The organism is Gemmatimonadota bacterium (assembly GCA_040388535.1).
Taxonomy (GTDB): Bacteria; Gemmatimonadota; Gemmatimonadetes; order Gemmatimonadales; family GWC2-71-9; genus Palsa-1233.
Genome location: JAZKBR010000002.1, coordinates 835756 through 860157, shown reverse-complemented (window position 1 = coordinate 860157; position 24402 = coordinate 835756). Strand labels below are relative to the sequence as shown.

The following is a 24402-nucleotide window of genomic DNA, read 5'->3' as shown; positions in this document are numbered from 1 at the left end:
GAGGGGGTCGTGGTTCTGTACGAAACGCCCCCCACCCGGTTTCGTCCCGGGCCCCCTCGATTCGACCCCGTCTCCCGGGCGCATTATTCTTCCGTCCTGTCCCATTGCCACCGGAGCCCCCTATGTCCGCCTCGTCGATCGTCGATCCGCTCTCTGCCAGAGGACCGCTCGAGTCCGACGAAGGGGGCGTGACCACGACTCTCATTGTGGACGACGAGGCATCGGTCAGGGATTCCCTCTCCCGCTTTCTCACCGGGATCGGTCACGAGGTGGTCACCGCAGCCGATGGTGCCCAGGCCGTGGCCGAGATCCGTCGCCGCAAGATTGCCTGCATCCTGCTCGATATCCGGCTGCCCGATTCCTCGGGGCTCGACCTCGTGCCGACCTTGCTGGAGCACGAACCCTTCGCCGCCATCCTGATGCTGACCGCCGTGAACGATGCCCATTCCGCCGCGCTCTGCATGCAGCGCGGGGCGATGGACTACCTCGTCAAGCCGGTCGATCTCGCCGACCTGCAGCGGGCGATCGTCCGCGCACTGGCCCGGCGCCGGGAAGCGATCGAGCAGGCGCAGACCCAGGCCTGGCTCCGGCAGGAGATTGTCCAGCGCGGCGCCGACCTCCGGCGCGAGCGCGGCAATCTCGAGCGGATTTCGGTGGCGACCCTCGAGGCGCTGGTGAACGCCCTCGAGGCCAAGGACGCCTACCTCCGCGGCCACTCGGCGCGGGTCGCCGATCTCTCGGCAATGGTCGCCGCCGAGATGGGACTCGGCGATGAACAGATCGAGATGGTGCGCACCGCGGGGCGGCTGCACGACATCGGCAAGATCGGCATCCGCGATGAGGTGATCAACAAGAAGGGGCCGCTCACCAACGACGAGTTCGAACACGTCAAGAGTCACGTCGCCATCGGTGCGCAGATCCTCTCGCCGCTGACCCATCTGCGCGAAGTGATTGCCTTCGTGCGCTCGCACCACGAACGCGCCGACGGCACCGGCTACCCCGACGGCCTCGCGACCAATGCGATTCCGATCGGCGCCCGCATCCTCGGCGCGGCCGAGATCTACGACGCGCTTACGACCGCGCGGCCCTATCAGGAAAAGATGACGCCCGACGAAGCCGTCGCCCGGATGCGCGACCTCGTCGGCACCGTGATCGACGCCGATGTGCATCGCGCCCTCGAGGCGGTGGTGGCGCGGCGGAGTACGCTGATTTTCCTGGATGACAGGACGCTGACAGACTGAACAGCAGGATGATGGATGACAGATGATGGATGACAGATGACAGATAGGCGAAGGGCCGGCACTTCATTGAGTTGTCGGCCTTCGCTGTGTACCCATCATCCATCATCTGTCATCTGTCATCTGTCACCTGTCATCTGTCATCTGTCATCTGTCATCTGTCATCTGTCATCCTGTTGAAACGCCATCCCCTTCAGCCTCGCAATTCTCTCCGCGATCGGCGGGTGCGACGCCAGCAAATTGCCGATCATCCCGCTGAGGCGAGAGAAGTGGCCATCACTCGGGTCCACGATGCAGAGATGCGCGGCACCACGGCCCACGGCGCGCGTCGGCGCGCGCGCACCATCGAGTTTGGTGAGGGCGCGAGCCAGCGCACCTGGGTTGCGGGTGAACTGTGCCGCCGTGGCGTCGGCGAGAAATTCCCGCTTGCGCGAGATCGCCATCGCCATGATGCGGGAGACGATCGGTGCCAGCACGAGCGTGATGAGCCAGAGCACCAGGATGATGATCGCCACGGGAAGGTTCTTCGAACCGCGGCGACCCACGGCGCCCGCAACACCACGACTTGCGCTGCCACTGTGCCAGAGAATCCGGCCAAAGCCATCGGAGAGCAGCGCAATCGAACCGACCATCGCGGCCACCAGCGTCATCAGCTGCGTGTCGTAGCGTGCGATGTGCCCCATCTCGTGTGCCACCACCGCCTGCAACTCGTCGCGATCGAGCAAGGTCAGCAGCCCGTCGGTGACCGCGAGTGACGCGTGCGCAGGATCGCGACCCGTGGCAAAGGCATTGGGATCGTCATCCGGCACCAGAAAAAGCTTCGGTCGTGGCTGCCCCGACGCGATCGACATCTCGTCGACGACGTTCACCAGTTGCCGCTGTCCGTCGGTCGCAGGATTGATCAGCTCCATCGCGTGGGTCGACCAGAGAACCTGCTTGTCGCCGCGCAGCCACGACATCCACGCAAAGCCCGAGGCCAGGAGCGTGACCACGATCCCCACGACCGGGACAACGTGGCGATACGACCCACTCGGCGAGTTGCCGGTCGCGAGGTAGAGTGCGAGGTCGCCGCCGAATCCGACCCAGGCGAAAAAGAAGACGAAGCCGATCAGCAGCCACGACGACTTCCGGCGATTGGACTCCTGCTGCGCGACGAAATCGCGCGCGGGCATGGTCACGTCGGCCGACTAGCGCAGCGAAATGTCGACCTTGGGATTGTCGCGTTCCCCCGGCTCGGAAATCTCCCACAGTTCCGCCGGCGATGCCTTGGCCATCCCGGCGACCAGGTTCGTCGGGAATTGCTGCTGCGCGACGTTGTACTGCGTGGCGCTGTCGTTGTAGTGCTGTCGCGCAAAGGCAATCTTGTTTTCGGTCGAGGTCAGCTCTTCCTGCAGCTGTGACACGTTGCCCAGTGACTTGAGGTCGGGATACGCCTCGGCGACGGCGAAGAGCCGCCCGAGCGCCTGGGTCAGCTCCCCCTCCGCCTTTGCGGTCGCAGCGACGCCGGTCGCCGCGACGGCACGCGTACGCGCGGACACCACCGCCTCAAGCGTTTCCCGCTCGAACTGCAGCGCCCCCTTGACGGTTTCGACGAGGTTCGGAATCAGGTCGTGCCGCCGCTTGAGCTGCACGTCGATCTGCTTCCAGGCATTGGCCACCTGTCCCTTGAGCGCAATCAGCCGGTTGTAGGCCCCGATCATCCAGAGCACGATGACGCCAACAACGACCAGAAGAAGGATGCCGCTCATGGTGACTCCGGGAGAGAGGGGTGAATGAGCCCGCGAAGCTGGGTGACGAGGGCGCGCAGACGGGGATCATCCGCCAGCAGGGGGTGCCCCGCTGCGAGATGGAGTTCGGCGCCTTCGCCCAGAGAAATCCGCTGCCATTCGGCGGAGAGGGGCGGCAGCGGTTCAGGAACGGGGTTCGCATCACGCACCAGCCGGGGCCGGAAGAACGCGGCCCCGAGTCGCTCGGCGACCATCTGTTCAAGTCCCGTCTCACCGGCCCTGGTGCGAAATTCGGCGATCGTCTCGAGGGTCTCGCCCGCTTGCTGCGAGAGTCGCACCGCGACCAGGTCGATGAGATGGCGGTATCCCCACGATGACCCCGCACCACGACCATACGGCGGGTGGATCACGCCGCGTGCGACGTAGAAGCGCACGGTGCGCTCGGTGGTGGGCTTCTCGCGCGGCAATCCCGCGTCGACCATCAGGCCGTCGGCGAGTTCGATGAGCTCGGCGAGACGCCACGGCGCGGATTCGTGATAGCGACGCAGGGCATTGACGGCGACGGAGTTCTTCACGCGCTGAAAGGTTGCGCCTCGCGCTCGCATGCGCCAGCACTCGCGGGCCCACCGCCCCACGTTGCAGTCATGAATCGCGGCGTGACCCTGCCAGAGCTTCTCGTGGCGCTCGTACTTATCGGGCTGCTAGCGTGCATCGGCGTGCCGCGCATCGCGGCGGTGCGCGACGGCATCCGGGTGCGCGAAGAAGCCCTTCGGCTCCTGGCGGCACTCGACCAGGCGCGCGGCGCAGCGATCCGGATCGGCAGCGACACGCGGCTCACCCTTGCCGATTCCGGATATTTCATCGTCGCCACACCGGCCGATTCGCAAGTGGAACTTTGGCGGGCCCCGGGGCCGGCCGGCAATTCCGTGCAGCTCACCGGCAGCGGAGCACCGCTCCTCTTCGGTCCCGCTGGGCTCGCCGTGGGCGCATCGAATCGCACGCTGGTGCTCACCAGCGGCCGGGTGTCCCGGAAAGTGGTGATTTCCCGGCTCGGCCGGATTTCAGGATAGGCCGTACTTGCGGACCTTCGCCAGCAGGGTGGAGCGGGCAATGCCGAGGAGAAGTGCGGCCTGGCGCTTGTTGCCCCCGGTGAACCGGAGGGTGGCCGCGAGATGTCGTGCTTCGGCGCTCTCGAGCGACTCCGGCGCCGGTTGCGCGGCCCCTTCCGTGATCACGAAATCGGGTGCCGGGGAGACCCCGGCAGGGAGGTGCTGCGGATCATCCGACAACACCACATGTCCCGCGGCCTGCAATGCAGCGCGGAGCAACGCGACATCGTCGCGATCGGGGTCGGCCACCAGGAGCCGCACGTGGAGGGGGCGCACCACGCGAAGCTACTTCCCCGGACGCCATCGGGCCAATTTCCGATGAAACTGCCACGTCGGCGTCGCCGCCAACGCGAAACGGCCGGGGCGGGCGTTACACTTCCCCCCGACTTCAACCCGACGCGTACCATGCCGCCACCGCTCGATCTCAAGACGCTCGCCGCAGGCGATGAACTCCAGCACCCGCTCCTCGTGCTCGACGTGATCGCGAAGACGGGCGATCACCCGCGCACCACGCTGGTGCTCGGCAACCGGACCGGACGCATCGAGACCTCGCCGTTCTGGGCGGGTCGCGATGATGTCATTCGCGGCATCGGCAAGGGGATGCAGGTGCAGGTGCTCGGACAGGTCACCCGCTATCGCGAATCGTTGCAACTCGAGGTCACTTCGTTGCGGCCGCTGCCCCACGGGAGCGTGCCGCTCAGCGACCTGGTGCCAAGTGTCGGCTCGGTCGAGAAGTACTGGCAATTCGTCGACGACCTGCGGCAGAAGTTCACGGCTCCGCGCCTCCGCGCGGTGATCGATCTCTTCTATGCCGACCAGCATTTCCGCGAACGCTATGAGCTCTGCCCCGGAGCGCCCGGGACCGGGCACCATGCCGCCCTCGGTGGCCTGCTGCAACACACCTGTGAAGTGATCTCGATCGGCCGCCAGATCGCACGGATCGCGCACGCCGACGAGGAGCTGGTCATTGCCGGTGCGATGCTGCACGACATCGGCAAACTCGAGGCGTATTCCTGGAGCAGCGGCGTCTTCGAAACCACCGAGCGCGGCCGGATGATCGGGCACGTGGTCGAAGGCGTGCTGATGCTGCGCGATGCCATTCACGCGGCTGCGGCACCGCCGTGCACGCCGGAAGAACAGATGCTGCTCGAGCATCTGATCTTGTCACATCACGGGCAGCTCGAATACGGTGCACCGGTGCGCCCGCTCACGCTCGAAGCGGAAATTCTCCACACCGCCGACAATGCCAGCGCGAAGACGGCATCGATCTCCGATGCCTACGCGTCGGCCGAATATTTCCCCGGCGACGCACGCGTCTCGGCACGAAAGGTCTGGCAGCTCGATGGTCGGTGGCTGGTGCGTCTGGCGGCGGACTTCGGGCGCGACACACCCAACGGAAAAGACGAAGCGGCCGATCAGGCGAGCTGATCGACCGCTTCACATTCCGCCGCCAGCGCTCGGGGGCGCAACGGCGGGATGGGTGCTGCGGGTCAGAGCGGCTCGCGGACCACTCGCCCACAGGGCTCTCCGAGGCACCAGATCGGAGGGGTCGTGACGCGCGAAACGCCCCGACAGCCTGAGACATAAGCTAGGGGCGTGCCAGAATCTCGCAAGTGCCTGATTCTATTCGGGTTAGCCCACTTCGACGTGGAAGATTTGTGGGGTCGAAGTGGGGACTGCAACGTCACTTGCCGGGTTTGTCCACGGAATGTGGAGATGTTGATCCACAATTCCACGCCCCGGCAAGCACGCTGATTACATGTTGATGGCCGACTTGAACCCTTTCGGGTCCAGGGGAATCTGCAAGGTCTTGAGCAGAACCTGCAATTTCCAGTCGTATTTCCGGATTGCCTCCTTCGACGCCAGCGCCACTCGGAAGAGCGGATCCTGATCGCCGGGCTTGCTGCCGGCCAGGCCAACTTCGAGCGCCTTGTCGCATGATGCCATCGACCGCTTCAGGTCGGCGAGGCCGGCATTGTAATCGTTGATGACAGCCTTGCCCCGCGCATCGTTGGTACCAACCGTGCCCATCTTGCTCTGCAGGGTGCCAGCGGCACGAGCGGCGCGAACGCAGTCGGACTGCAGCACGCGCGCCGACGAGAGTACGACCGACGGTGACGCCCCGCCCTTGGCACGGATCAGTCGTGCAGAGGTAGCCTCGACCGAGGCGAGGCTGTCCCGCAAGACAATCACGTCCGCCTTGAGCGCGATGCGCATCGGATCGAGCGTGGGCTCTTCTCCGAAGATGACCGCCTGGGCAACCAGCGGCGAGGCGAGCACAGGCGCAGTCCCGCACGCCAGGAATGCCATGAGTGCAATGCGACGATTCACGAATCAATCCCCACTTCGATGTAGCGCCAGCTCGCTTCACCGGCATCATCACCAATGAACAGCGCACCGCCGGCGGAAGCCGCAAACCAGCCCGCCACAAGGCGGCGCGGGCCATCCAGTTCCTGAACAATCGGCGCCAGCCAGCGGCGCATGTGGCGCAGTTCGGGCGCGCGCCGACCGAGCTGGGCCAGCAACGCACCGGCGCCACCGGTCGCACGAAGAAAGTGCGCCAGCGCGTTCGCGCGTTCCGAAAATCCGATCGCCATCACGCCTGGCTCGTTCAACAGCACTTCGCCGTCGTAGGCATCCAGCGTCAGCGCGTCGAGTCGCGGCCCGAGAAAGACGTAGCGGCGACCGTCCGGCGTCCGTCGCTCGACCACGGCGGCAGCAGTCTCCTCGGTGAGCCGACCCGCGTGCAGGAGGTCGTCATCCGGAAGCACCCCGACGACCCGGGTCCATTCGAGCGCGCCCAGTGCCTGTTCCACCGGACAGCCAATCGCATCGTCGAAGGCGACCACCCTGGGAGACTCTCCCGCGCGCAGGATACAGTGCGCGAGGGCCTCTGCCCGATCGGTAAAAGTGCGAACCACCAGCGACGTTGGCGAGGACATAAGCGGGATGATAGACCAGGACCCGAGCCCCGGAAAGGGGCGCCCGCTTGCCAAGGCCCTCCGCTTGACGGCAACATTCAGCCATGGCTGACCTTCGGTCCCTCCGCAGCAGAGTCACCGCAGGGACAGCACTCCTGCTCCTTCTCGTCTTCGCGATGACGCTCCTTGGCGTCTCGGCTGTCAATTCGCTTGACACAGCGGTTCGCGAGGAACTCATCACCGTCCGCGAACGCACCGTGCTCGCCCAGACCATCACGCGCGAGGTGGTGACGGCGATCCGGGATGGCGATGCACTGTCGGCACGTCCGGATTCCGCCCGGCAGCTCGAGCTGGACTCGGCATTTGTGGCGATCCGGTCGGTGACCCTGGCTTACACCCAGAGCGAGCTCAGCCCAGCGGAGCTCAAGTCAGTCACCCGGGTAGGGGCCCTCGCCACCGAGCTGGCCCGCCGCTCGCCCGGCGGCGCGGCGGCGACGACCCTCCCCCGCGCCCCGATCGCCGACTCATTGCTCGACGAAGTCCGGGCGCTCTCCGCCGTTCAGGAGGCAGCCGCGTCCGCCCGGGCCGAGAAGCTGGCCCAGACCAGCGAGGACCGCCGTCTGGTGGTCTGGATCCTCTTCGTGGTCGCGCTCGGAATCGGCGCCGGCTCGGCGGTGAGTACGGTGCGGGCGGTGGTGCTGCCGTTGCGGCGGCTGATCGAGGCCACCGAGCGGGTCGGTTCCGGAGATCTCCGACCGCTCGACCTCGGGCCGATGCCGAAGGAGCTCGGGGTGCTCGGCGGTGCGGTCCGACGGATGAGCGAGGGTCTGCGCAGTGTGGTGGGTTCGGTCGCCGATGTCTCGGCGACCCTGACCGAAAACGCCTCGCAGCTCTATTCCCGTTCAGAACAGTTGACCGAAAGCGCGACCCATGTTTCCCGGGCGATCGGCGAGGTATCCGCAAGCGCCGAACGGCAAGCCACCGGAATGCGCGAGAGCGACGTCGCCCTCGGCGACCTTCGCGCGGCAGCAGCCCGAAGCGCCGGGGCCGGCCAGCGCGTGGTGGCGGTAGCCGACGGGATTCGGCGAACGGCCGCGACCCACCAGGGGCATCTGGGGGCCGCCTCGGCCACCCTGCTCGAGCTGCACGAGGTCGTCGAGCGGACGACGTCGTCGGTCGATCGCCTGACCGATGCAGCGGCTGCCGTTTCCGAGTTCGTCGCCCTCACTGGGCAGCTGGCGGCGCAGACCGAGCTGCTGGCCCTCAACGCCGCGATCGAGGCGGCCCGCGCCGGTGAGGCGGGCGCCGGCTTCGCCGTGGTTGCCGGCGAAATTCGCCAGCTCGCGGAGACCAGCGCCGAGGGTGCCAGGCGGATCGCCAAGACGGTAGCCACCCTGGATGAACAGGTGCGGCTGGTCGCCGCCACGGTCGGCGCGGGCAAGGAGCGTGTCGCCGGTGTCGAGGGGGTCGCCGCAGGGGTGACGCGCGCCCTCGCGGAGATTGTCGGCTCGGTGGAGGAGGTGTCGAGCGCCGCCGGGACGGTGGCGCGCGAAGCGGCCGCCCACCGCGAACTCGCCGACCGGCTGGCCGCCACTGGCGCCGACGTGGCGCGGTCGGCGCAGGTCAATGCGCATGCTGCCCAGGCCGTCACCGATTCGGCGCTCGAGCAGTCGTCGGCCACCCGGGAAATCGCAACGGCGGCAACCACGCTCGTGGCGACCGCCGATCGATTAACCCGATTGGTGAAGGGCTTCCGGGTCTAGCGCTTCTTCTTGGCCGGCGCTGCTGCCTTGGCCGTCGGCTTGGCCGCGGGGGCCTTGGGAGCGGGCTTCGCGACCGGCTTGGCCGGCGCCTTCGCGACGCTCTTGGTGGCGGCCGGCTTTGCAGGAGCCGCCTTCGTCACCGGCTTGGCAGGTGCGGGCTTGGTCGCCGGGACGGCAGCCTTCACGGCTGGCTTCGCGGCCTTGGCTGGTGCGGGTGGAGGCTTGGGCGCAGGCTTCGCCACCTCGGCGGTCTTCGCCGGGGGCGCGACCGGCTTCGCCGGTGCGGCGCTCGACTTGGCAGCCGTCGCAATCGGCGCCGCGGGCTTGGCCGGCTCCGGAACGATGGCGGCCACGGCGGGCTTCGGCGGCAACTTCTTCGCCTTCTCGACGATCGGCTCGATCTTCTTCGGTCGGCTGGCGACCACCACCCGAAGTTCTTCGAGAACCGTATCTATCTCGTCCTGAGTCAACAGGTTACGACGAACGCCAAAGCGCAGCAGCTCCTCGGCGTGGGAGGCGTCGAACTCCTCCAGCCCAGCGGCAGCGCGCGAAAGCGCGACAATAGCGTTGGCGACCGGGCTGCGAAGCACGGCGGCGATGCCCGGGAGGGCTTCCATCAAGGATGAGATCTGGGGCGCGGCCAGTTCGGTCATACGGCCCTCGGAAAAGGCCGAACGTAGACAGGCAGCCACCCCTCCGTCAAGAGATCGGGCGCTTTGGCCCCTTGACGGGGTCCCCGGAAGGGCCTAGCTAAGTAGGACGCGAAACGGCCGGGATCCCCTCGGCCTGCAGCGTGGAGAGGACCAGCAATGGGCCGGCGCCACGTCAAGGAGTTTCGCCCGGACGAGGCCTTGAGCCTCATCAGCGCCGACCGCGAAGGGAAGACTCTCCGGTGCCCGTCCTGTGGCAGCGAATCGGTGGAACGGACCCCGCCGCGCCCCAGTGATGGTGCACCAACCCCAGGACGAGTCGGTCTGATCTGCGGTGCGTGTGGTCGGGTGGTTTCGTACATCGATCGAGGCGAGATCTCCCCCGCCCTGCACTAGGCGTCCGCGCGAAATCAGCACCACCTCGTATGCACCCCGGGTTCGGTTCCCGCGGGGTGCCGTCGGCCTATTCGGGTACGTGGAAGATCCGCTTCCAGCGTACTTCGGTGAAGAACGGGAATGCCTTCCAGCTCTCGGCATCGTAGCTGAAGTAGACCAGGAGTGGCCGCCCGCGAACGTTGATGCGCGGCAGGAAGCCCCAGTAGCGGCCATCGTAGGAGCCATCGCGATTGTCGCCCATGACGAAGAGCGACTCGGCAGGCACGACGACCGGACCCCAGTCGTGCAGATCGGGGGCATAGCCCTCGGGCACCGGCCCGGCGTAGTGCTTGACCTGCCATTCGCGCATCCGCGCCCGCATCAGCGGATCCTCGGTGCGGTCCGGCTCATCATTCCTGGTGTACGGCTCGGTGAGCTTCTTCCCGTTCCGGTAGAGCGTGCCGCTGCGCATCTGCAGGGTATCCCCCGGAATGCCGACCAGTCGCTTGACGACTTTCAGATCCTCCTCGACCGAATCGAAGACGATGATGTCGCCGCGCTCCGGCTCACGCACCGCCGGGAGGCGCTTGTGGATCAGCGGGACTTCGGCGCCGTAGAGGAACTTGTTGACGAAGAGAAAGTCGCCGATCAGCAGTGTGTTCTGCATGCTGCCCGAGGGAATCCGGAATGCCTCGACCAGGAAGGTGCGCAGGAAGAGCCAGACCACCAGGGCGATGGTGATCGACTTGACCCATTCGAGAAACCAGCGCCCGAGTGATGCGCCGCGCCCCGGTGGCGCCATGGCTACTCCTTCCAGTCGGCGATGAACAGATCGGTCTCGCCGGCACTCTTGCCGTGGCGATTGGAGGCGAAGACGAGCCGCTTCCCGTCGGGAGAGAACATCGGGAAGCCGTCGAATTCGCCAGACGTGGTGACCTTTTCGAGACCCGTGCCGTCCGTACGCACGATGAAGAGGTCGAAGTTTCGCCCGCGCGGGTTTTCGTAGTTGGACGCGAAGATGATCCGCTTGCCATCAGGGTGGAAGAACGGCGCGAAATTGGCGCCGCCCAGATGGGTCACCTGATGCGGGTTGCTGCCATCGGCATTGGCCATCCAGAGCTCGAGCTTGGCGGGGCGCACCAGGCGCTTGCCGAGCAGGGCCTGATAGTCGGTGCTGTCGGCCGCACTCTCGGGATACTGCGCGCGCCAGACGATCTGCGTGCCATCGGGCGAGAAGAACGCGCCGCCGTCGTAACCGACGCGGTGGGTGAGTCGCTTCACATTGGTGCCGTCGGACCGCATCGTGTACAACTCGATGTCGCCATCACGTGTCGACGTGAAGAGAATCGTCTTGCCGTCGGCCGACGCCGTGGCCTCGGCGTTGTAGAAGCCGTTGTTGGTGAGCTGACGGGTGTCCGAGCCATCGGTGCGCGCGGTGTAGAGCTCGAAGTGCCCCAGCGGCCAGACATAGCCCAGTGAGCGATCGACCGGCGGCGGACAGTTGGGGTCATGGGCCGCCGTGGAGGCGTAGATGATCCGCTGATCGCGTTCGATGAAGTAGCCGCAAGTGGTGCGGCCCTTCCCGTTCGACACCCGGCGCACATTGGTGCCGTCGATCTGCATCACGTATTCCTGGTCACATCCCGAATCGACTTCGGTCTGGCGCTGGAAGATCAGCCGCTTGCCATCGGCCGAGAAATACGACTCGGCGTTGTTGCCGCCGAAGGTGAGCTGCTGAATGTTGGCCAGATGGCGTTCGCCGGGTTCGGGCGCCCAGGTCACGCGTGCGGTTGAGCGCGGGGCGCAGCTGCCGACAAGAATCGCTCCGGAGAGCGCGAGCATCAGGGTACGAATGGTCAACCTCACGGAATGCTGTGACTGCCGCTTACTTGAGCGCCGCCAGGACCCGCGCGGCATGTCCCTTGGTCCGTACACGTGGAAAGACCTGCTCGATCACCCCGGTGGCATCGATGATGAACGTCGTCCGGATCATGCCGATCACGGTGCGGCCGTACATCTCCTTCTCGCCCCAGACTCCGAACGCGGTTGCGACCGCGCGATCTTCGTCGGCGAGCAACGGAAACGGCAGTCCGTACCTGGTCCGGAAGAGCTGATGCTTCGCCGGTGTGTCGGGTGAAATGCCGAGCACCACGGCACCGGCTGCACGGATCTCGGACCACCCGTCGCGGAACTCGCACGCTTGCGCCGTGCAGGTCGGGGTGTCGTCTTCGGGGTAAAAGTACAACAAGACGCGCTGGCCCTTGAAGTCGGCAAGCGAGACCATGTTGCCCGAATGATCCGCGAGCGTGAAAGATGGCGCCTTCACACCGGCCTGAAGGATCCGTACTTGTCCGGAGCTCACGGCGCTGCAACACGCAGCGATGGCGGCAACACCCGGACCCGGCGAACCGGGTGCGCTCCGTGAGGCAGCAGGCTGCGGTCGAAGAAGTTCCAGGTGGTGTAGCCATCCTCGGACGCCGGCTCGAGCAGGAACGCGGCGAGCAACCCGAACCGCTGATTCGTCGGCACCAGGAAGCTGCCGAAATGGGCCGAGTCGGCAGCGACCGGCGCCCAACGACCCTCGACGCGCACGCTGCAATGCCCCTCGTTGGGCCGCGGCGAACGAATCACGGTGTCCACCGTGAACGCTTCTGCCGGACCAACCCAGTCGTGCCGGAGTCGCTTCACCAGCACGCCCTGACGCTGCAGCAGCTCGGCCACCTTGGCGTCATTGAAGAGGTACGCCGCCGGCATTGCCTCCTTGCGCACCGCGCCGAAGCGATCGTGCACTTCCATCCAGACCGGACGCGATTCGCCAGTGAGGAAGATCTCACTCCGCGGACCCGGAGCCGGGGCCGGACGACCGGGGCCGCGTGGTGGGCCGGCAGGTGCGGCGTTGCTCGTGGCAGTGCATCCCACCGGTTCGGCAATCACCAATGGTCGCGGCGCGTTCGCCATCGCGGTCGAGTCGGGCGCCGGCAGCGTTTCGGTGCGAGTGATTGCAACCAGCACGCTGTCCATCCGGGCCGGAGAAGAAGCGAGCACATTGCCGCGCACGATCACCGAGTCGGGGCGCCAGTTCGCCGTGAGCGTCCGGTGACGCTGCATCTCGCCCTTGTGCTCGACGAAGAAGCGAATCGTTTCGAGGACGAAGGCGTACGTCGCGTCGATCCGGCGCGGGAAGACGTCGTGGCTCATCGCCTCGCTGAGGATCGAGAAGCGCGTCATCCCGTTGAGGTTGGTGCCATAGCGCGGCAGTGACTCGTAGGTATCCCAGCCCGTGGGATTGGCGTTGCCACCGCGGAAGTTGCCGTAGGGATAGGTCTCGAACTTGAAGCGTTCACGCACCCGCTTGCGCACCTGTTCCAGCACCGTGTCCTGCACCCACCCCGTGCTGGGCGTGCGATTGGCATTCAGCCCCGGCGACCAGGTGAGCGCGTAGCCGTGATAGCTGCCGTCCGTGGTGTGCAGATCCATGAACAGGTCGGGATCCCAGGCATTGATCAGTGCCAGCGAGGCGCGCGTCTCGGGGGCATCCTGCTTGACATAGTCACGATTCAGATCGTAGCCCTGACCATTCGGGCGCAGCCCCACGAGCGGCGGGCCATTCTGCTCGCTCCGGTTCCGTTCCTGAGGACCCCAGGCATCGTTGCCGTCGGCGTTGTACATCGGCACGAAGATGATCACGACACTGTCGAGCAGCGGCCGCAGACGGCCGAGGGTGAGATCCCGCATCAGCTGCTGCACGGCCTCCTTCCCTTCGACTTCGCCGGCGTGAATGTTGGCCTGGATGTAGAGCAGCGGCTTGCCGGTCCGCTTTGCCGCCGCCGGGGTCGTTACCAGTGGGCGCGAGAGGATGACGTAGGGGAGGCGCTTCCCTTGCGGAGACTGGCCGAGCGTGCCGACCTGCAGCTTCGCGCCGCGGTGCGTCAGGGAATCGATGAAGGCGAGCACCTCGGCGTGACTCGAGGTTCGCGCGCCGCCGGTCCGCTCGGGGACCGTCTGCTGCGCCCCAAGGGGAAGGGCCGCGAACAACGGGAGCGCCAGCGAAAGAAGTCCACGGTGCCGCATCAATGCTCCTCAGGATGAGCCGGGATCACGAGGCGCCGGACCAGATGTTCGGCAATGCCATCGTCCCAGGTAAAGTCGATTTCGGGAATGACGCCAGCGCCGCTCGGTCGGTTGAGCTGGAGCGGCTGCACGCCGCGCGCGGGACCGTCGACCTGATACTCCCTCGCGAGGGCCACCGGATCGTGGAGCCAACGGATCAAACGATCACGCAGGACGGCGGGCGTCGCGCTCCGGGCTGCCAGCGCGCGCACCAGAAGGTAGCCCAGTGCGTGCGGGTCGTCTCCCCCGGAGAGCAAGTCGATGCTGCCGCGCTTGAAGGCCTCCATATACGCCAGCAGCGGCACCGAGCCTCGTGCCGGTGCGAGCACGGCTTCGGTGGCCCATTCGGCCGCGCCCTCGGCGAGCCAGGGATTGCCATCGAGCAGTCGAAGTTCTTCTGGCGTGTCGAGCAGGCCGGGCGCGGTCCCTTCAAGTCGGGCACCCTCGAAAAGGAGATGCTGCCATTCATGCACCGCGGTCACCACCGCGAATACCGGGGAGATTCCCGGTTCCATCCGGATGGCATCGCGACCCGAGAGGAAACCGCCGAGCCGGCTCCGCGCGACCGATGCGGGGCCGGTGAGTTGCATGCTCTGGCCATCGCGCACCACGCTGAGCGAATCGCGGTTTTCGATCTCACGCCAGAGTCCGAGCGCCTCGGCCACGCCGCCCTGTGCCAGCCACTCCACACCACTCGCGTTGAGTGGGCGGATGAGCCGCGACCCGAGGCGTGCCGCACCGACCACGGGCACCGCCTGCACGGAGCCGAAATGCGTCGGCTCCAGTGGCGGAGCTGGTACCGTGGGCTTGCCCCAGAAGGCGGCGACGAGGGCCGCCGGCGAGCGATACCCGGCAGCGGTCTCGATCCACGGATTGTTGAGGAGCCAGTCCACGGCGTCGGTCCACCAGACTGTCGCTTCGTCGTAGGCCTCGAGCAAGCCGCGGACCGATGCATCGAAGCGTGAATCGGGAACCGAGTGATCGCCTCCGGCGATCCGGCCATTGACGGTGTCGGTACGCGCCTGATTCCACGCGCGCCACCCCGCGCCATAGAGCGAGAGGGAATCGGCCGCGATCGGGAAGCCGGGAGCGAGCACGGCAAGACTGCGCGCCAGCGCCTCGGGCGAGACCGGCGTGGTGTTGCGCTTGCTCCTGGCGATCGCAAATGCGACCTGATGCAGGTCAGTGCGCAAGCGCGGGGCGATACCGAAGATCCGGCGGAATTCATCGTTTGCAGCGGGGCTGCGTGCAATCCGGAGCAACTGGGCGTAACTGAGGGCGCGACCGCTGCTGTCGAATCCAAGCGCGACGCGCTGGGCATTGAGCATCGCATCGACCGTGGGCGGTCGCAGGCCCACCGACTCAGCCAATGCATCGCGCTCGGCAGTGACGGTCGCCGGCGTGGGCATGAGGGCGCGCCACGCCGCCGGCAGCGCGACATGCGTCAGCCCGGTGCCAACGACCACCTGGCGGAGTCGCACGCGCGGGCGCACGGGCCAGCGCGTGATGCCGGCGGGAATCTCCTCGGCGATCCACCGGGTAGCGCGTCCGTCGGGTTCAGTGACGGTGCCCTGCATCGCACCGGAGGTGACGATGCCATCGAATCGTCGTCCGCCCGGTGCCACGCCGAAGGCAATGTGGCCATCGACGATCTGCAGGTCACGCAAGGGAATCCACGCCGTGTCACTGCTCTCGAGCAGCAGCCGACCATTGCGCCCGGTGAGCCGAAGCTCACCGCGTTCGGACCCCACGGGACTCTGGATCTGCACCGCCCAGCGCGAGGGGGCCTGCGCAGCAATGGGAGCGGACGTTCCGAGCAGGGCTCCGGTGATCACGAGCGCTGCACGGCGCATCAGTGCTCCCGTACTCCTTGCGGCCGGCGCACGACATCAGTGGCCTTCACGGTGGCGCCGGGACTCAGCCGATCGAGTCCGCCCACGACGACGCGGTCACCGAGATCAACTCCCTTGCGCACCTCGACGAAGCCGGGAGAGCGCACGCCGAGTTCGACCTCACGCCGGGCCACCTTGTCACCTTCCACGACCCACACCCACGATGCACCCGCGGTCGGGGCGATCGCCTCCTCAGGAACGATGATCGCGGAGGGGCGGACTTCGGTCGCGAGCCGGGCCTCGATGAACATCCCCGGCTGCAGGATGCCCTGCGAGTTGTCGGCGACGGCCTTCACGGTGATGATCCGCCCCGGCAGCGTGACCACCGGATCGACGAAGTCCACCCGCGCCTCGAACGTCCGCGAGTCGAGTGCCGCCACCTGGAATGCCACCCGCTGCCCGACCTTGAGTGAACCGGCGTAGCGCTCCGGCACGGTGAAGTTGATGCGCTGCGGCGAGACCGTCTGCAGTGTGAGCAGCCGCGACGAGCTGTTGACATAGTCGCCAAGCGAGACGAGCCGCTGGCCGATCACGCCGGCAAACGGGGCACGCACCACGGTGCGCGCAAGCCGCAGCTCCAGCAGATCGAGCGAGGCCTGGCTGCTGCGCGAGGTCGCCTCTGCGCGCTCGAGGTCGGCCGGCGCCGCGGCCTTCTCCGCCAGCAGCTGCCGCGTTCGCTCGAGCGACTGCTTCGCGAGATCGCGATCGGCACGCGCGCGCTCCACCTGGGACTTGAGCTCGGCGTCGTCGATCTTCACCAGCGGCGTGCCGGCAGCGACGCGGGCCCCCTCCTTGAAGAGCAGGTCGATCACTCGCCCCTCGACATCGGGGCGCAGTTCGATCTGCTGCATCGCCTCGATCTGGCCGGTGGCCACGATCGCATCGGTCACCGTATCGGTGAACGCTGCCGTCACTTCGACCGGGAGCGTCGGTGGCCCGCCACCCGGCCCGCCTGCAGCGGGCTTCGCGGGTGCCTTGCCGCACGCAGCAAGGACGACAGCAGCAGCGAGCAGACGACGAGAAGAAACGATCACGGAGTACTCCGGTCAGGATCATTGGTCAGGCGGCGACCAAGCATTGTCTCGAGGGCGGCACGCGCGAGCCGCACGCCGTAGCGCGACTGTACCAGATCGGCCTGCGCCTGCACGAGCTGTGACTGGGCATCGAGCAGTTCGAGGACGGTGCCCGACCCGGCGCGATAGCGCGACTGCTGGACCCGCAGGATTTCGGTCGCCACCGCGACACCGGTGCTGCTGATGGCGAGCGCCTGCCTGGAGACATCGTAGTTGGTATACGCCTCGGTCACGTCGCGGCGGGCCGCGCGTTCGAGATCTTCGCGAATGGTGCGGGCAACATCGCGACTGCTCTTCAGGCGCGAGATCGCGAGTTCCCGTTGGCCACCATCCCAGATCGGCAGGGCCAGGGAGAAGCCGACGCTCCGGCGAGTGGTCTGCGTCGGGAAGAACTTGTCGTCGAACTTTCCGAGCGAGGCGAGCAGCGTCACGGTGGGGAAGTAGCTCCCCTGCCGCGAACGGATCTGCAGGTCGGCGGATCGTTCGGTTGCCCGCGCCTGCCGCCACGCGGGTCCCTGGGCCACCGCCTGCTGTACCGCATCGTCGAGCGACATTTCGAGGGCTGAGGGCAGCGCCGGATCAATCGGGGCCGCGTCCACGGCCGTTGCCCGACCGATCCGCCGCCCCAGCTGCAGCTGCGCCACCGTGAGGGTGGCTCCGCTCCGCAGGACGTCAACCTCGGCGCGCTGCACTTCGAGGAGTACCTGCAACGAGTCGGATTGCACGGTTGCGCCGCTCACCACGCGCGCGCGCGCCGTGACCAGTTCCTCGCGCGCGCGCGTACGGCGCTGCTCGGCCACGTCGCGCAGTTCCCGCGCCCCGAGGACGGCGTAGTAGTCGCGCTCTACCTCGAGCGCGGCGGTGAAACGGGCACCGAGTTCACCGGCCTCGCTCCCTTCGAGCTCCACCGCGGCTCGCCGCATGTCGTTCCATTTGCGCCCGCCCGTGAACAAATCGTAGCGCGCATCGAGGGAGGCGCGGCCCGTGGCATTTGCCTGGCTGCCGGTCCCGACATTGAATTGCTTGGTGGAGAGCTGCGAATAGTCGGCCGAGGCCGACACCGAGGGCAGCAGGAAGACCAGCAATGCAGCCTTGCGCGCGGATTCGGCGTTGTGGAGCTGGCCCACCGACTGGACATAGTCAGGATCGAGCCGGACGGCCGCCTGCAGCGCTTCGCGCAACGTCACCACTGGCAGAGTGTCGCGCGATCCTGGCCCGGCGAGCGCCGCGGCCAGCAGGAGCGCGCCGATCACGACTGCTCCGCCGGCTCGAGCACCTGCGCGTGTGCCGTGCGACGCACCAGCGCCCGCTCCAGCAGCACCCAGACCACCGGCACCACCAGCAGCGTGAGCACGGTCGAGAAGAAGACGCCACCCACAATGGCGTACCCGAGCGGGCGTCGCGATTCCGAACCCGCGCCGAGGCCGAGTGCGATCGGCACTGCGCCCATGATGGTGGCGACCGAGGTCATCAGGATTGGCCGCAACCGGATGCGCCCTGCCTCGAGCATGGCATCGGTGAGTTCCATCCCGCGTTCGCGCAGCTGGTTGGCGTATTCCACCAGGAGAATGGAGTTCTTGGTGACCAGGCCAACCAGCAGGATCATCCCGATCTGCGAGTAGAGGTTGATGGTGGCACCGGCGAGTTTGAGCGTGAAGATCGCGCCGAGCACGGCCAGCGGCACCGCCATCAGCACCGTGAACGGATGCACGATCGACTCGAACTGCGAGGCCAGCACCATGAAGACCACGATGATCGCGAGGCCAAAGGCGAGGGTCAGTTCGCCGCCGCTCTCGGAGAGCTCGCGCGACTCACCGCCAAAGGCGATTGTCGTCGACGGTGGCAGCTGCGCCCGCACCACGCCGGTGAGCGTGTCGATCGCTTCGCCCAGCGTGAAGCCGGGCGCGACTGCGGCGCTCAGCGTGAAGGCGCGCACTCGATCGAAGTGGGCGATCCCGCGCGGGCCGGTGGTTTCCTGGACCTTCGCGAGACCGTCGAGCCGCACCAGCTGACCGCCCTTGCCGCGCACAAAGAGCGTCGTCATGTCCTGCGGCGTGGCCCGGCGGGCCGGATCGAGCTGCACCAGCACGTCGTAGAGCTTGTTGTCGCGGGTGAAAGTGCTGCTGCGTGAACCGCCAAGCAGCGTCTGCAGCGTCGTCGCCACGTCGGACACGGGAACACCCAGATCTTCGGCGCGGTCACGATCGAAATTCACCGTGAGCTCCGGTTTGTTGACCTTGAGGTCGGTGTCCACGTTGAGCAGCCCGGGAATCGCGCGCGCGGCCTTGAGGATCCGTTCGTTGGCCACCAGCAGCGAGTCGTAGTTGGGATTCCGCACGATGAACTGCACCGGCGATCCGTTGCCGCCGATCGCCGGTGGATTGCTCGCGAACGCCATCACACCGGGAATTGCGCCGAGCTTGGGGCGAATCTCCTGGAGAATCTGGTCGACCGTGCGGGTCCGCTCCTCCCACGAGCTCAGTCGCGCCACCACGAAACCGCCGTTGGGCGAGCCGCCGCGGCCGATGATCGAGAAGATCGAGGCCACCTCAGGCACCGAGGCGAAGATCTCCTCGACCTTCTTCTGGTAGCCATCGGTGTAGGCGAAGGTCGACCCCTCCGGTGCTGTCAAGTTGGTAAAGATGACGCCGCGGTCGTCGGAGGGAATGAACTCGCGCTTGAGCGTAAGGAAGACCGCCCCGGCGCCGACCAGCAGTGCCGCCACGCCGATGAGCACCATCGCCGGATGACGCAGCGCCGCCGACAACGCCCGGCGATAACCGTTGGCAAGCCCGTCGAAGCCGCGTTCCAGTGCCTTGTAGATCACCCCGTGACTCGGCGGCACTCGCAGCACCTTGGCGCAGAGCATTGGCGTGAGTGTGAGCGCGACGAAGCCCGAGATGAACACGGCGCCGGCCACGGCGATACCGAACTCGTTGAAGAGCCGCCCGGTGTTTCCCTTGAGGAAGGCCAGCGGGATGAACACCGCCATCAGCGAAATCGTGGTGGCCACCACGGCAAAGGAAATTTCCGCGGTACCGCGTCGCGCCGCGGTCTCGGGATCTTCCCCCAGCTCTTCCTGGTGTCGATAGGCGTTCTCGAGCACGATGATTGCATCGTCGACCACGATGCCGATGGCCAGCGTCAGCGCGAGCAGGGTGAAGTTGTTGATCGAGAAGCCGAGCCAGAACATCACCGCGAAGGCCGAGATGATCGAGGCCGGAATCGCGAACGCGGGGATGATCGTCGCGCGGAGATTACGGAGGAAGACGAAGATGATGATGACGACGAGCACCGCGGCCTCGATGAGGGTGCGCTGGGCATCCGCGATGGAGCGCTTCACGAAGACCGACTGGTCGAATGCCTGGATCAGCGTGGCGCCCGGTGGCAGCGCGGCCTGGATCCGCGGCAGCTCCGCCCGGATCCCTTCGGCCACGTCGAGCAGGTTCGCCTTGGATTGGCGCACCACGCCGATGCCGACGGCGGGCACGCCGCTGAAGCGGATCGCCGACCGATCGTCCTGCGGCCCGAGTTCGACCCGTGCGATGTCGTGCAGCTTGATCAGCACGCCATTGTTATTCGACACCGCGAGATCGCCGAATTCTTCCGGCGTCTTGAGTTCGCCCAGGGAACGCACCGTGAACTCGCGACGCGATGACTCGATTCGTCCGGCCGGCACCTCGATGTTGCGCGAGCGGATGGCAGCCAGCACATCCTGCACCGTGAGGCCGCGGGCCGAGAGTTCGTTGGGGTCGAGCCAGACGCGCATTGAATAACGACGCTCACCCAGGATCTGTGCGCTGCCGACGCCCGGGACCGTCTGCAGCCGCTGCTTCACGATCCGGTCGGCGATGTCACTGAGCTGCATCAGGTCGAGCGTGGGCGACGAGAGCGCGAGGTAGTAGAACGGCCGCGCGTCGGCATCCTGCTTCGCCACGACCGGTTCCTCGATGTCGACCGGGAGTCGGCCCCGGACCCGGTTCACCGCGTCGCGGACATCCTGCGCCGCCGATTCGATGCTGCGGTCGAGCGTGAACTCGAGGGTGATGTTGCTGCTCTGCTCGGAGCTGCTCGAGGAGAGCGTGCGGAGCCCTTCGACCGTGCTGAGCTGCTCTTCGAGGATGTCGGTGACCGACGATTCCATCACGCGCGGATTGGCGCCGCGCAACGTGGTCTGCACCGAGATGATCGGCGGGTCGACGTCGGGGAGTTCGCGCACGGCGAGGCGCTGGTAGCCCAGCACCCCGAAGAGCACCAGGGCGAGCGACATCATCGAGGCGAACACCGGCCTCGAGATCGAGATTTCCGAAATCTTCATGGCGCCAACCTATCTTCCTCGAGCAGCGAGGATCGAGAAGCGAGAAGCGATGCGAACCGGGGGGTCATGATCCGGTTACGCACGCTTCCGCTCGTGGTTTCATCGTGCATCAGGAGTCCCCCGTGGCACCCAAACTCACTGCGCGGCAACAGGCGCAGCTCCAGTGGCTCGAGCTCGTTCCGGCGCGGCTCGAAAAGGCCACCAAGATCATCGAGATGATGTCGACCCATCACGCCGACGACACCCAGATGCGGGCGCTCCGCCGACAACTCGACGAGATGAAGGCCCAGGCCGCCGGACTCGGCCTCGGCGCCCTCGCCGACAACTTCGGATTCATGGGGATGTTGATGCGGCGGACGGGGGGACATGAGGTCAAGGTCCGCGGGCTGCGAGAGCTGCTTGCCGGCGCCAAGATCAACTTCGAGGGTGCCTATCGCTCCGCCTCCACGCCAGAGCCCGGCGCGGAGGATGAGGAGACCGGCAAAGTCAGTCCTTGAAGATCTTGTCGAGGATCGGCGAAGCGGTGAACGCGAACATCGAGAAGATGACGGCTGTGAGCATCAGGGTCACGAACGTGAGCGCCGTGATCAGCACGCCCGCGCCGACACCCGCCATCACCATTCCGAAGTAGTAGAGCATCGCGTTTCTCCTGGGGCGCAAGCCCCTGACACAGGGCGGAAAACCTATCACGGCAACGGGTTGAGCCGCAACCGCGCCCAGTCCCAGCCGGCCAGCCCCCGGCGGTTTACCGCCCGAACCTGCACCACCATCCCTGGGGCGGCCCCGACCAGACGCGCCTTGGGGCTAAGCGTGGTCAACCGGTGGGCCATCGGGTCCGATTCCGGGCCCCAGGTCACCTCGTACCGCGCCACCCCCCCCTCCCGGCTCGGATTCCAGTGGATCTCGGCGGTGCCACCGGCCAGCCGGTCGAGGGCCAGCCCGCCCAGCCGTGACGGGGAGGAGGCCAGCAGCATCAGGGTCGCCACTGTGGTCTTGCTGGCCTCGGCGATGAGCTGATGGTTCTCGAATTCGAGTACATCGTGGGACATATGGTAGTGGGGATTCCCCAGCACGGGGTACGACCCGATCCCGCCGACGATGTCGCCATACGCCTCGTAGTACGCCGCCGCATCGGTGCTCTTGTAGTAGAGCGCGTCATAGGTAATCATCTGCGAAAATTGCTGGGCGGCGGCGTGCTGGATGTCACGGATCCCGGGATTGGAATAGCGGATGGTGTTGTCGAGTCGACCGTCGTTGGTCCAGCCGAGCATGTCATTGTTGAGCGCGCCGACGACCTGCACGCTGTCCGCGACGGCCCGACGCACAAACTCCCGACTCCCCAGCAGCCCGGCTTCCTCGCCCGTGAACGACGCGAAGATGATGGTCGCGGGTTGCGGGTGCGCCGCAAGCACGCGCGCGGCTTCGAGCAGCGCGGCCGTGCCAGAGGTGTTGTCATCGGCGCCAGGTCCCTCGGCGCGGGAGTCGAAGTGCGATGACACGACATAGACGAGCTCCGGGTGTTCGGTGCCCTTGAGCACCGCGAGCACGTTGGCACTCTTGCCCCCGAGCGCACCCGGTGGCGAGAACCACTGCGGCCCCGCCACGTAACCGAAGGTGCGGTAGGTCTTGAGGAGGTAGTCGATTGCCTTGGCGTTGCCGGGCTGACTGATGTGCTTCGAATCGAAATCGAAGAGCGACTTTTCGTATCCGAAGATCCGCGCCACGTCGACCTGCGAGGTGACCTGCCGGACCTGGGCCGCAATCGGCTTGAACGTCGCCAGGCCGCGGTCGCGCAACGACACCTCGGCAGCGCGGTTGCCGCGAATCCGCGCCAGCAGATCGGCATCGCTCACCGTGAGGTCGAGGTCGGTGAGATAGACGCCACGCTCAGGAGAGACCGTGTTGCCGTCTCGCTCGGCCACGATCAGTACCCGACAGCCATCGGCGCTGACCACCCATTCGTATTCCGGGGCGATCGTCCGTACGGTGTTGTTGTGGAAGAGCCGCGTCCGCTGCAGCGTGGTCGCATCGTAGATGTAGCTGCGACGGTGCCGCGCTTCGCCGATCACGGCAAGGAGCTTGTTCTGGTTGAGCCAGACCGGGAAAAGGTCGTGCTGGATCTCGCGAGTGAGGCGCACCTCGTTCTTCCCGTCGGCTCCGATCAGGTACAACTCCCAGTCGTAGGTCGGCATCATCTGGAAGACGACGCGGCTGCCGTCGGGCGAGAGCGCCGGGTTGGCGAGTTGTTCCGTCGCGCGCTTCACTACCACCGGGGCGCCGCCGGCAATCGGCTCCACCACGACGGAGTTTTGACCGTTGTCGGCCTTGACCAGGTAGGTCACCGCCGAACCATCGGCCGAGACCGACGCGGACGACCCGTTGACCCACCGCGACGTTCCGGCCACCAGATCGACAATCGCGAACGACGCGGCGGCCTTGATTCCTGCGGCACCACTCGGAAGCCGTACCGGATTTCCCGCCACCACGGCATGCACCAGGTATCGCCCACCAGGAAGCGGAAGCGGCGCGGACTTGAAGCCGTTCATCGCCGCCACGGGGCCGATAACGGCATAGCCGGCGTCGCGCCGCTCGAGCCGCAGGATCTCATTGCGACTGTTGTCGCCCTCCGGCGCGGCGACCACAAAGAGCATCGCATCGGTGGCACCGAACACGACGCCGGTTGGGCGCCACGATTCCATTCCGGCGACCGGCACCGTGGCGCCACTCACCAGTTGCTGCACCACCAGTTGTGCGGGTCCGCTACCGCGTTGCGCGAGGAATGCGACCAGTGTGTCGCTTGGGGAGATCGCCGCAGCGGCCCCGCCGACCTCTCGCACCGGCGTGAGCCCAGGTGCCGAGCGCACGATGCGGGTCACGCGATTGGTGATCGGCCCCGTCTCGTAGCTGGCGAAGGTGCCCTTCGGCGAGAAGGCGGGCCGGCTGCCATCCTGCGTGAGTTCCCTGGTCTGGTAGAGTTCGCCGGTCACCAGCGCGATCGAGTCGCGGAACGTTTCCTTGAGCGGAGTTGCCATGATCCGGGCAAAGCCATCGAGCGCGCCAATGAAATCGCCGTGCTCCCAGGCGAGTGCCGCGACCCGGTAACTGCCGCTGTCCACCGCGACCGCCGCCCTGGGAACGGGCGCACGTTGGGCCCGCAGCGAGAGAGGGAGCAGGAGCGCAGCGATCAGCAGGCGGGTAACACGCATAGGGAACTCCGGAAGAATCA

22 protein-coding genes are annotated in these 24402 nt (G+C 66.6%); 5 read left to right on the top strand and 17 right to left on the bottom strand.

The window, feature by feature from the left end:
* Window positions 1–122 precede the first annotated feature (122 nt).
* Window positions 123–1241: an HD domain-containing phosphohydrolase gene (locus tag V4558_07335; protein MES2305303.1), complete on the top strand. Its 1119-nt coding sequence runs from the start codon at window positions 123–125 to the stop codon at window positions 1239–1241.
* A gap of 158 nt (window positions 1242–1399) precedes the next feature.
* Here V4558_07335 and V4558_07330 read toward each other — a convergent pair whose 3' ends face one another.
* Genes V4558_07330 through V4558_07320 form a run of 3 tightly spaced genes read right to left on the bottom strand, consistent with a single transcriptional unit; the run spans window position 1400 to window position 3540 of the window.
* A complete protein-coding gene (locus V4558_07330) occupies window positions 1400–2410 on the bottom strand; it encodes a M48 family metallopeptidase (protein MES2305302.1) in 1011 nt (336 codons plus the stop codon).
* A 15-nt stretch (window positions 2411–2425) separates the two neighbouring features.
* Window positions 2426–2986 carry a LemA family protein gene (locus V4558_07325; protein MES2305301.1) on the bottom strand — a complete coding sequence of 187 codons (561 nt, stop codon included), beginning with the start codon at window positions 2984–2986 and terminating at the stop codon, window positions 2426–2428.
* Complete coding sequence (locus V4558_07320; GenBank protein MES2305300.1) at window positions 2983–3540, bottom strand: hypothetical protein; 558 nt, start codon at window positions 3538–3540, stop codon at window positions 2983–2985. The genes V4558_07325 and V4558_07320 overlap by 4 nt, the downstream gene beginning before the upstream one ends.
* A 69-nt stretch (window positions 3541–3609) precedes the next feature.
* Here V4558_07320 and V4558_07315 point away from each other — a divergent pair, with 69 nt between their 5' ends.
* Entirely contained in the window at window positions 3610–4035 is a 426-nt protein-coding gene (locus V4558_07315) for a GspH/FimT family pseudopilin (protein ID MES2305299.1), read from the top strand.
* Here V4558_07315 and V4558_07310 read toward each other — a convergent pair.
* Window positions 4027–4350 (bottom strand): helix-turn-helix domain-containing protein, encoded by a 324-nt coding sequence (locus V4558_07310; GenBank protein ID MES2305298.1) that lies wholly within the window; start codon window positions 4348–4350, stop codon window positions 4027–4029. The two genes, V4558_07315 and V4558_07310, sit on opposite strands and share 9 nt — an antisense overlap.
* 42 nt (window positions 4351–4392) lie before the next feature.
* Here V4558_07310 and V4558_07305 point away from each other — a divergent pair, with 42 nt between their 5' ends.
* On the top strand, window positions 4393–5502 hold the full coding sequence (locus V4558_07305) for an HD domain-containing protein (protein MES2305297.1): 1110 nt from the start codon (window positions 4393–4395) through the stop codon (window positions 5500–5502).
* A 327-nt stretch (window positions 5503–5829) separates the two neighbouring features.
* Here V4558_07305 and V4558_07300 read toward each other — a convergent pair whose 3' ends face one another.
* Window positions 5830–6405 (bottom strand): hypothetical protein, encoded by a 576-nt coding sequence (locus tag V4558_07300; GenBank protein MES2305296.1) that lies wholly within the window; start codon window positions 6403–6405, stop codon window positions 5830–5832.
* The gene (locus tag V4558_07295) at window positions 6402–7016 is read right to left on the bottom strand and encodes a hypothetical protein (protein MES2305295.1); all 615 of its coding nucleotides are present in this window, start codon (window positions 7014–7016) and stop codon (window positions 6402–6404) included. The genes V4558_07300 and V4558_07295 overlap by 4 nt, the downstream gene beginning before the upstream one ends.
* 83 nt (window positions 7017–7099) lie before the next feature.
* Here V4558_07295 and V4558_07290 point away from each other — a divergent pair, with 83 nt between their 5' ends.
* On the top strand, window positions 7100–8758 hold the full coding sequence (locus tag V4558_07290; GenBank protein MES2305294.1) for a methyl-accepting chemotaxis protein: 1659 nt from the start codon (window positions 7100–7102) through the stop codon (window positions 8756–8758).
* Here the strand turns inward: V4558_07290 and V4558_07285 are convergent.
* The 9 genes from V4558_07285 to V4558_07245 all read right to left on the bottom strand — a co-directional run bounded on the left by V4558_07285 (window position 8755) and on the right by V4558_07245 (window position 21176).
* Window positions 8755–9375 (bottom strand): hypothetical protein, encoded by a 621-nt coding sequence (locus V4558_07285; GenBank protein ID MES2305293.1) that lies wholly within the window; start codon window positions 9373–9375, stop codon window positions 8755–8757. The two genes, V4558_07290 and V4558_07285, sit on opposite strands and share 4 nt — an antisense overlap.
* A 496-nt stretch (window positions 9376–9871) precedes the next feature.
* On the bottom strand, window positions 9872–10585 hold the full coding sequence (lepB, locus tag V4558_07280) for a signal peptidase I (GenBank protein MES2305292.1): 714 nt from the start codon (window positions 10583–10585) through the stop codon (window positions 9872–9874).
* 2 nt (window positions 10586–10587) lie between these two features.
* Window positions 10588–11649, bottom strand: a complete 1062-nt coding sequence (locus V4558_07275; GenBank protein ID MES2305291.1) for a hypothetical protein — start codon at window positions 11647–11649, stop codon at window positions 10588–10590.
* Between the two features lie 19 nt (window positions 11650–11668).
* Complete coding sequence (gene bcp, locus V4558_07270) at window positions 11669–12145, bottom strand: thioredoxin-dependent thiol peroxidase (GenBank protein ID MES2305290.1); 477 nt, start codon at window positions 12143–12145, stop codon at window positions 11669–11671.
* Entirely contained in the window at window positions 12142–13854 is a 1713-nt protein-coding gene (locus V4558_07265) for a M14 family metallopeptidase (GenBank protein ID MES2305289.1), read from the bottom strand. Before V4558_07265 ends, bcp begins: the two co-directional genes overlap by 4 nt.
* A complete protein-coding gene (locus V4558_07260) occupies window positions 13854–15746 on the bottom strand; it encodes a hypothetical protein (protein MES2305288.1) in 1893 nt (630 codons plus the stop codon). The genes V4558_07265 and V4558_07260 overlap by 1 nt, the downstream gene beginning before the upstream one ends.
* The gene (locus V4558_07255) at window positions 15746–16819 is read right to left on the bottom strand and encodes an efflux RND transporter periplasmic adaptor subunit (protein MES2305287.1); all 1074 of its coding nucleotides are present in this window, start codon (window positions 16817–16819) and stop codon (window positions 15746–15748) included. The genes V4558_07260 and V4558_07255 overlap by 1 nt, the downstream gene beginning before the upstream one ends.
* Complete coding sequence (locus tag V4558_07250) at window positions 16816–18111, bottom strand: TolC family protein (GenBank protein MES2305286.1); 1296 nt, start codon at window positions 18109–18111, stop codon at window positions 16816–16818. The genes V4558_07255 and V4558_07250 overlap by 4 nt, the downstream gene beginning before the upstream one ends.
* On the bottom strand, window positions 18108–21176 hold the full coding sequence (locus tag V4558_07245) for an efflux RND transporter permease subunit (protein MES2305285.1): 3069 nt from the start codon (window positions 21174–21176) through the stop codon (window positions 18108–18110). Before V4558_07245 ends, V4558_07250 begins: the two co-directional genes overlap by 4 nt.
* A 122-nt stretch (window positions 21177–21298) precedes the next feature.
* Here V4558_07245 and V4558_07240 point away from each other — a divergent pair, with 122 nt between their 5' ends.
* A complete protein-coding gene (locus V4558_07240; protein ID MES2305284.1) occupies window positions 21299–21673 on the top strand; it encodes a hypothetical protein in 375 nt (124 codons plus the stop codon).
* Here the strand turns inward: V4558_07240 and V4558_07235 are convergent.
* Both V4558_07235 and V4558_07230 read right to left on the bottom strand, forming a co-directional pair.
* Entirely contained in the window at window positions 21663–21815 is a 153-nt protein-coding gene (locus V4558_07235; GenBank protein MES2305283.1) for a hypothetical protein, read from the bottom strand. The two genes, V4558_07240 and V4558_07235, sit on opposite strands and share 11 nt — an antisense overlap.
* A 47-nt stretch (window positions 21816–21862) precedes the next feature.
* Window positions 21863–24382: a M20/M25/M40 family metallo-hydrolase gene (locus V4558_07230; GenBank protein MES2305282.1), complete on the bottom strand. Its 2520-nt coding sequence runs from the start codon at window positions 24380–24382 to the stop codon at window positions 21863–21865.
* Between the last annotated feature and the right edge of the window lie 20 nt (window positions 24383–24402).

What these genes read in the sequence shown, in the direction of transcription:
- V4558_07335 (MES2305303.1), top strand. Translation starts at nt 123, where the DNA reads ATGTCCGCCTCGTCGATCGTCGATCCGCTCTCTGCCAGAGGACCGCTC.
- V4558_07330 (MES2305302.1), bottom strand. Translation starts at nt 2,410, where the DNA reads ATGCCCGCGCGCGATTTCGTCGCGCAGCAGGAGTCCAATCGCCGGAAG.
- V4558_07325 (MES2305301.1), bottom strand. Translation starts at nt 2,986, where the DNA reads ATGAGCGGCATCCTTCTTCTGGTCGTTGTTGGCGTCATCGTGCTCTGG.
- V4558_07315 (MES2305299.1), top strand. Translation starts at nt 3,610, where the DNA reads ATGAATCGCGGCGTGACCCTGCCAGAGCTTCTCGTGGCGCTCGTACTT.
- V4558_07305 (MES2305297.1), top strand. Translation starts at nt 4,393, where the DNA reads ATGAAACTGCCACGTCGGCGTCGCCGCCAACGCGAAACGGCCGGGGCG.
- V4558_07295 (MES2305295.1), bottom strand. Translation starts at nt 7,016, where the DNA reads ATGTCCTCGCCAACGTCGCTGGTGGTTCGCACTTTTACCGATCGGGCA.
- V4558_07290 (MES2305294.1), top strand. Translation starts at nt 7,100, where the DNA reads ATGGCTGACCTTCGGTCCCTCCGCAGCAGAGTCACCGCAGGGACAGCA.
- V4558_07285 (MES2305293.1), bottom strand. Translation starts at nt 9,375, where the DNA reads ATGGAAGCCCTCCCGGGCATCGCCGCCGTGCTTCGCAGCCCGGTCGCC.
- lepB (MES2305292.1), bottom strand. Translation starts at nt 10,585, where the DNA reads ATGGCGCCACCGGGGCGCGGCGCATCACTCGGGCGCTGGTTTCTCGAA.
- V4558_07265 (MES2305289.1), bottom strand. Translation starts at nt 13,854, where the DNA reads ATGCGGCACCGTGGACTTCTTTCGCTGGCGCTCCCGTTGTTCGCGGCC.
- V4558_07260 (MES2305288.1), bottom strand. Translation starts at nt 15,746, where the DNA reads ATGCGCCGTGCAGCGCTCGTGATCACCGGAGCCCTGCTCGGAACGTCC.
- V4558_07245 (MES2305285.1), bottom strand. Translation starts at nt 21,176, where the DNA reads ATGAAGATTTCGGAAATCTCGATCTCGAGGCCGGTGTTCGCCTCGATG.
- V4558_07235 (MES2305283.1), bottom strand. Translation starts at nt 21,815, where the DNA reads ATGCTCTACTACTTCGGAATGGTGATGGCGGGTGTCGGCGCGGGCGTG.
- V4558_07230 (MES2305282.1), bottom strand. Translation starts at nt 24,382, where the DNA reads ATGCGTGTTACCCGCCTGCTGATCGCTGCGCTCCTGCTCCCTCTCTCG.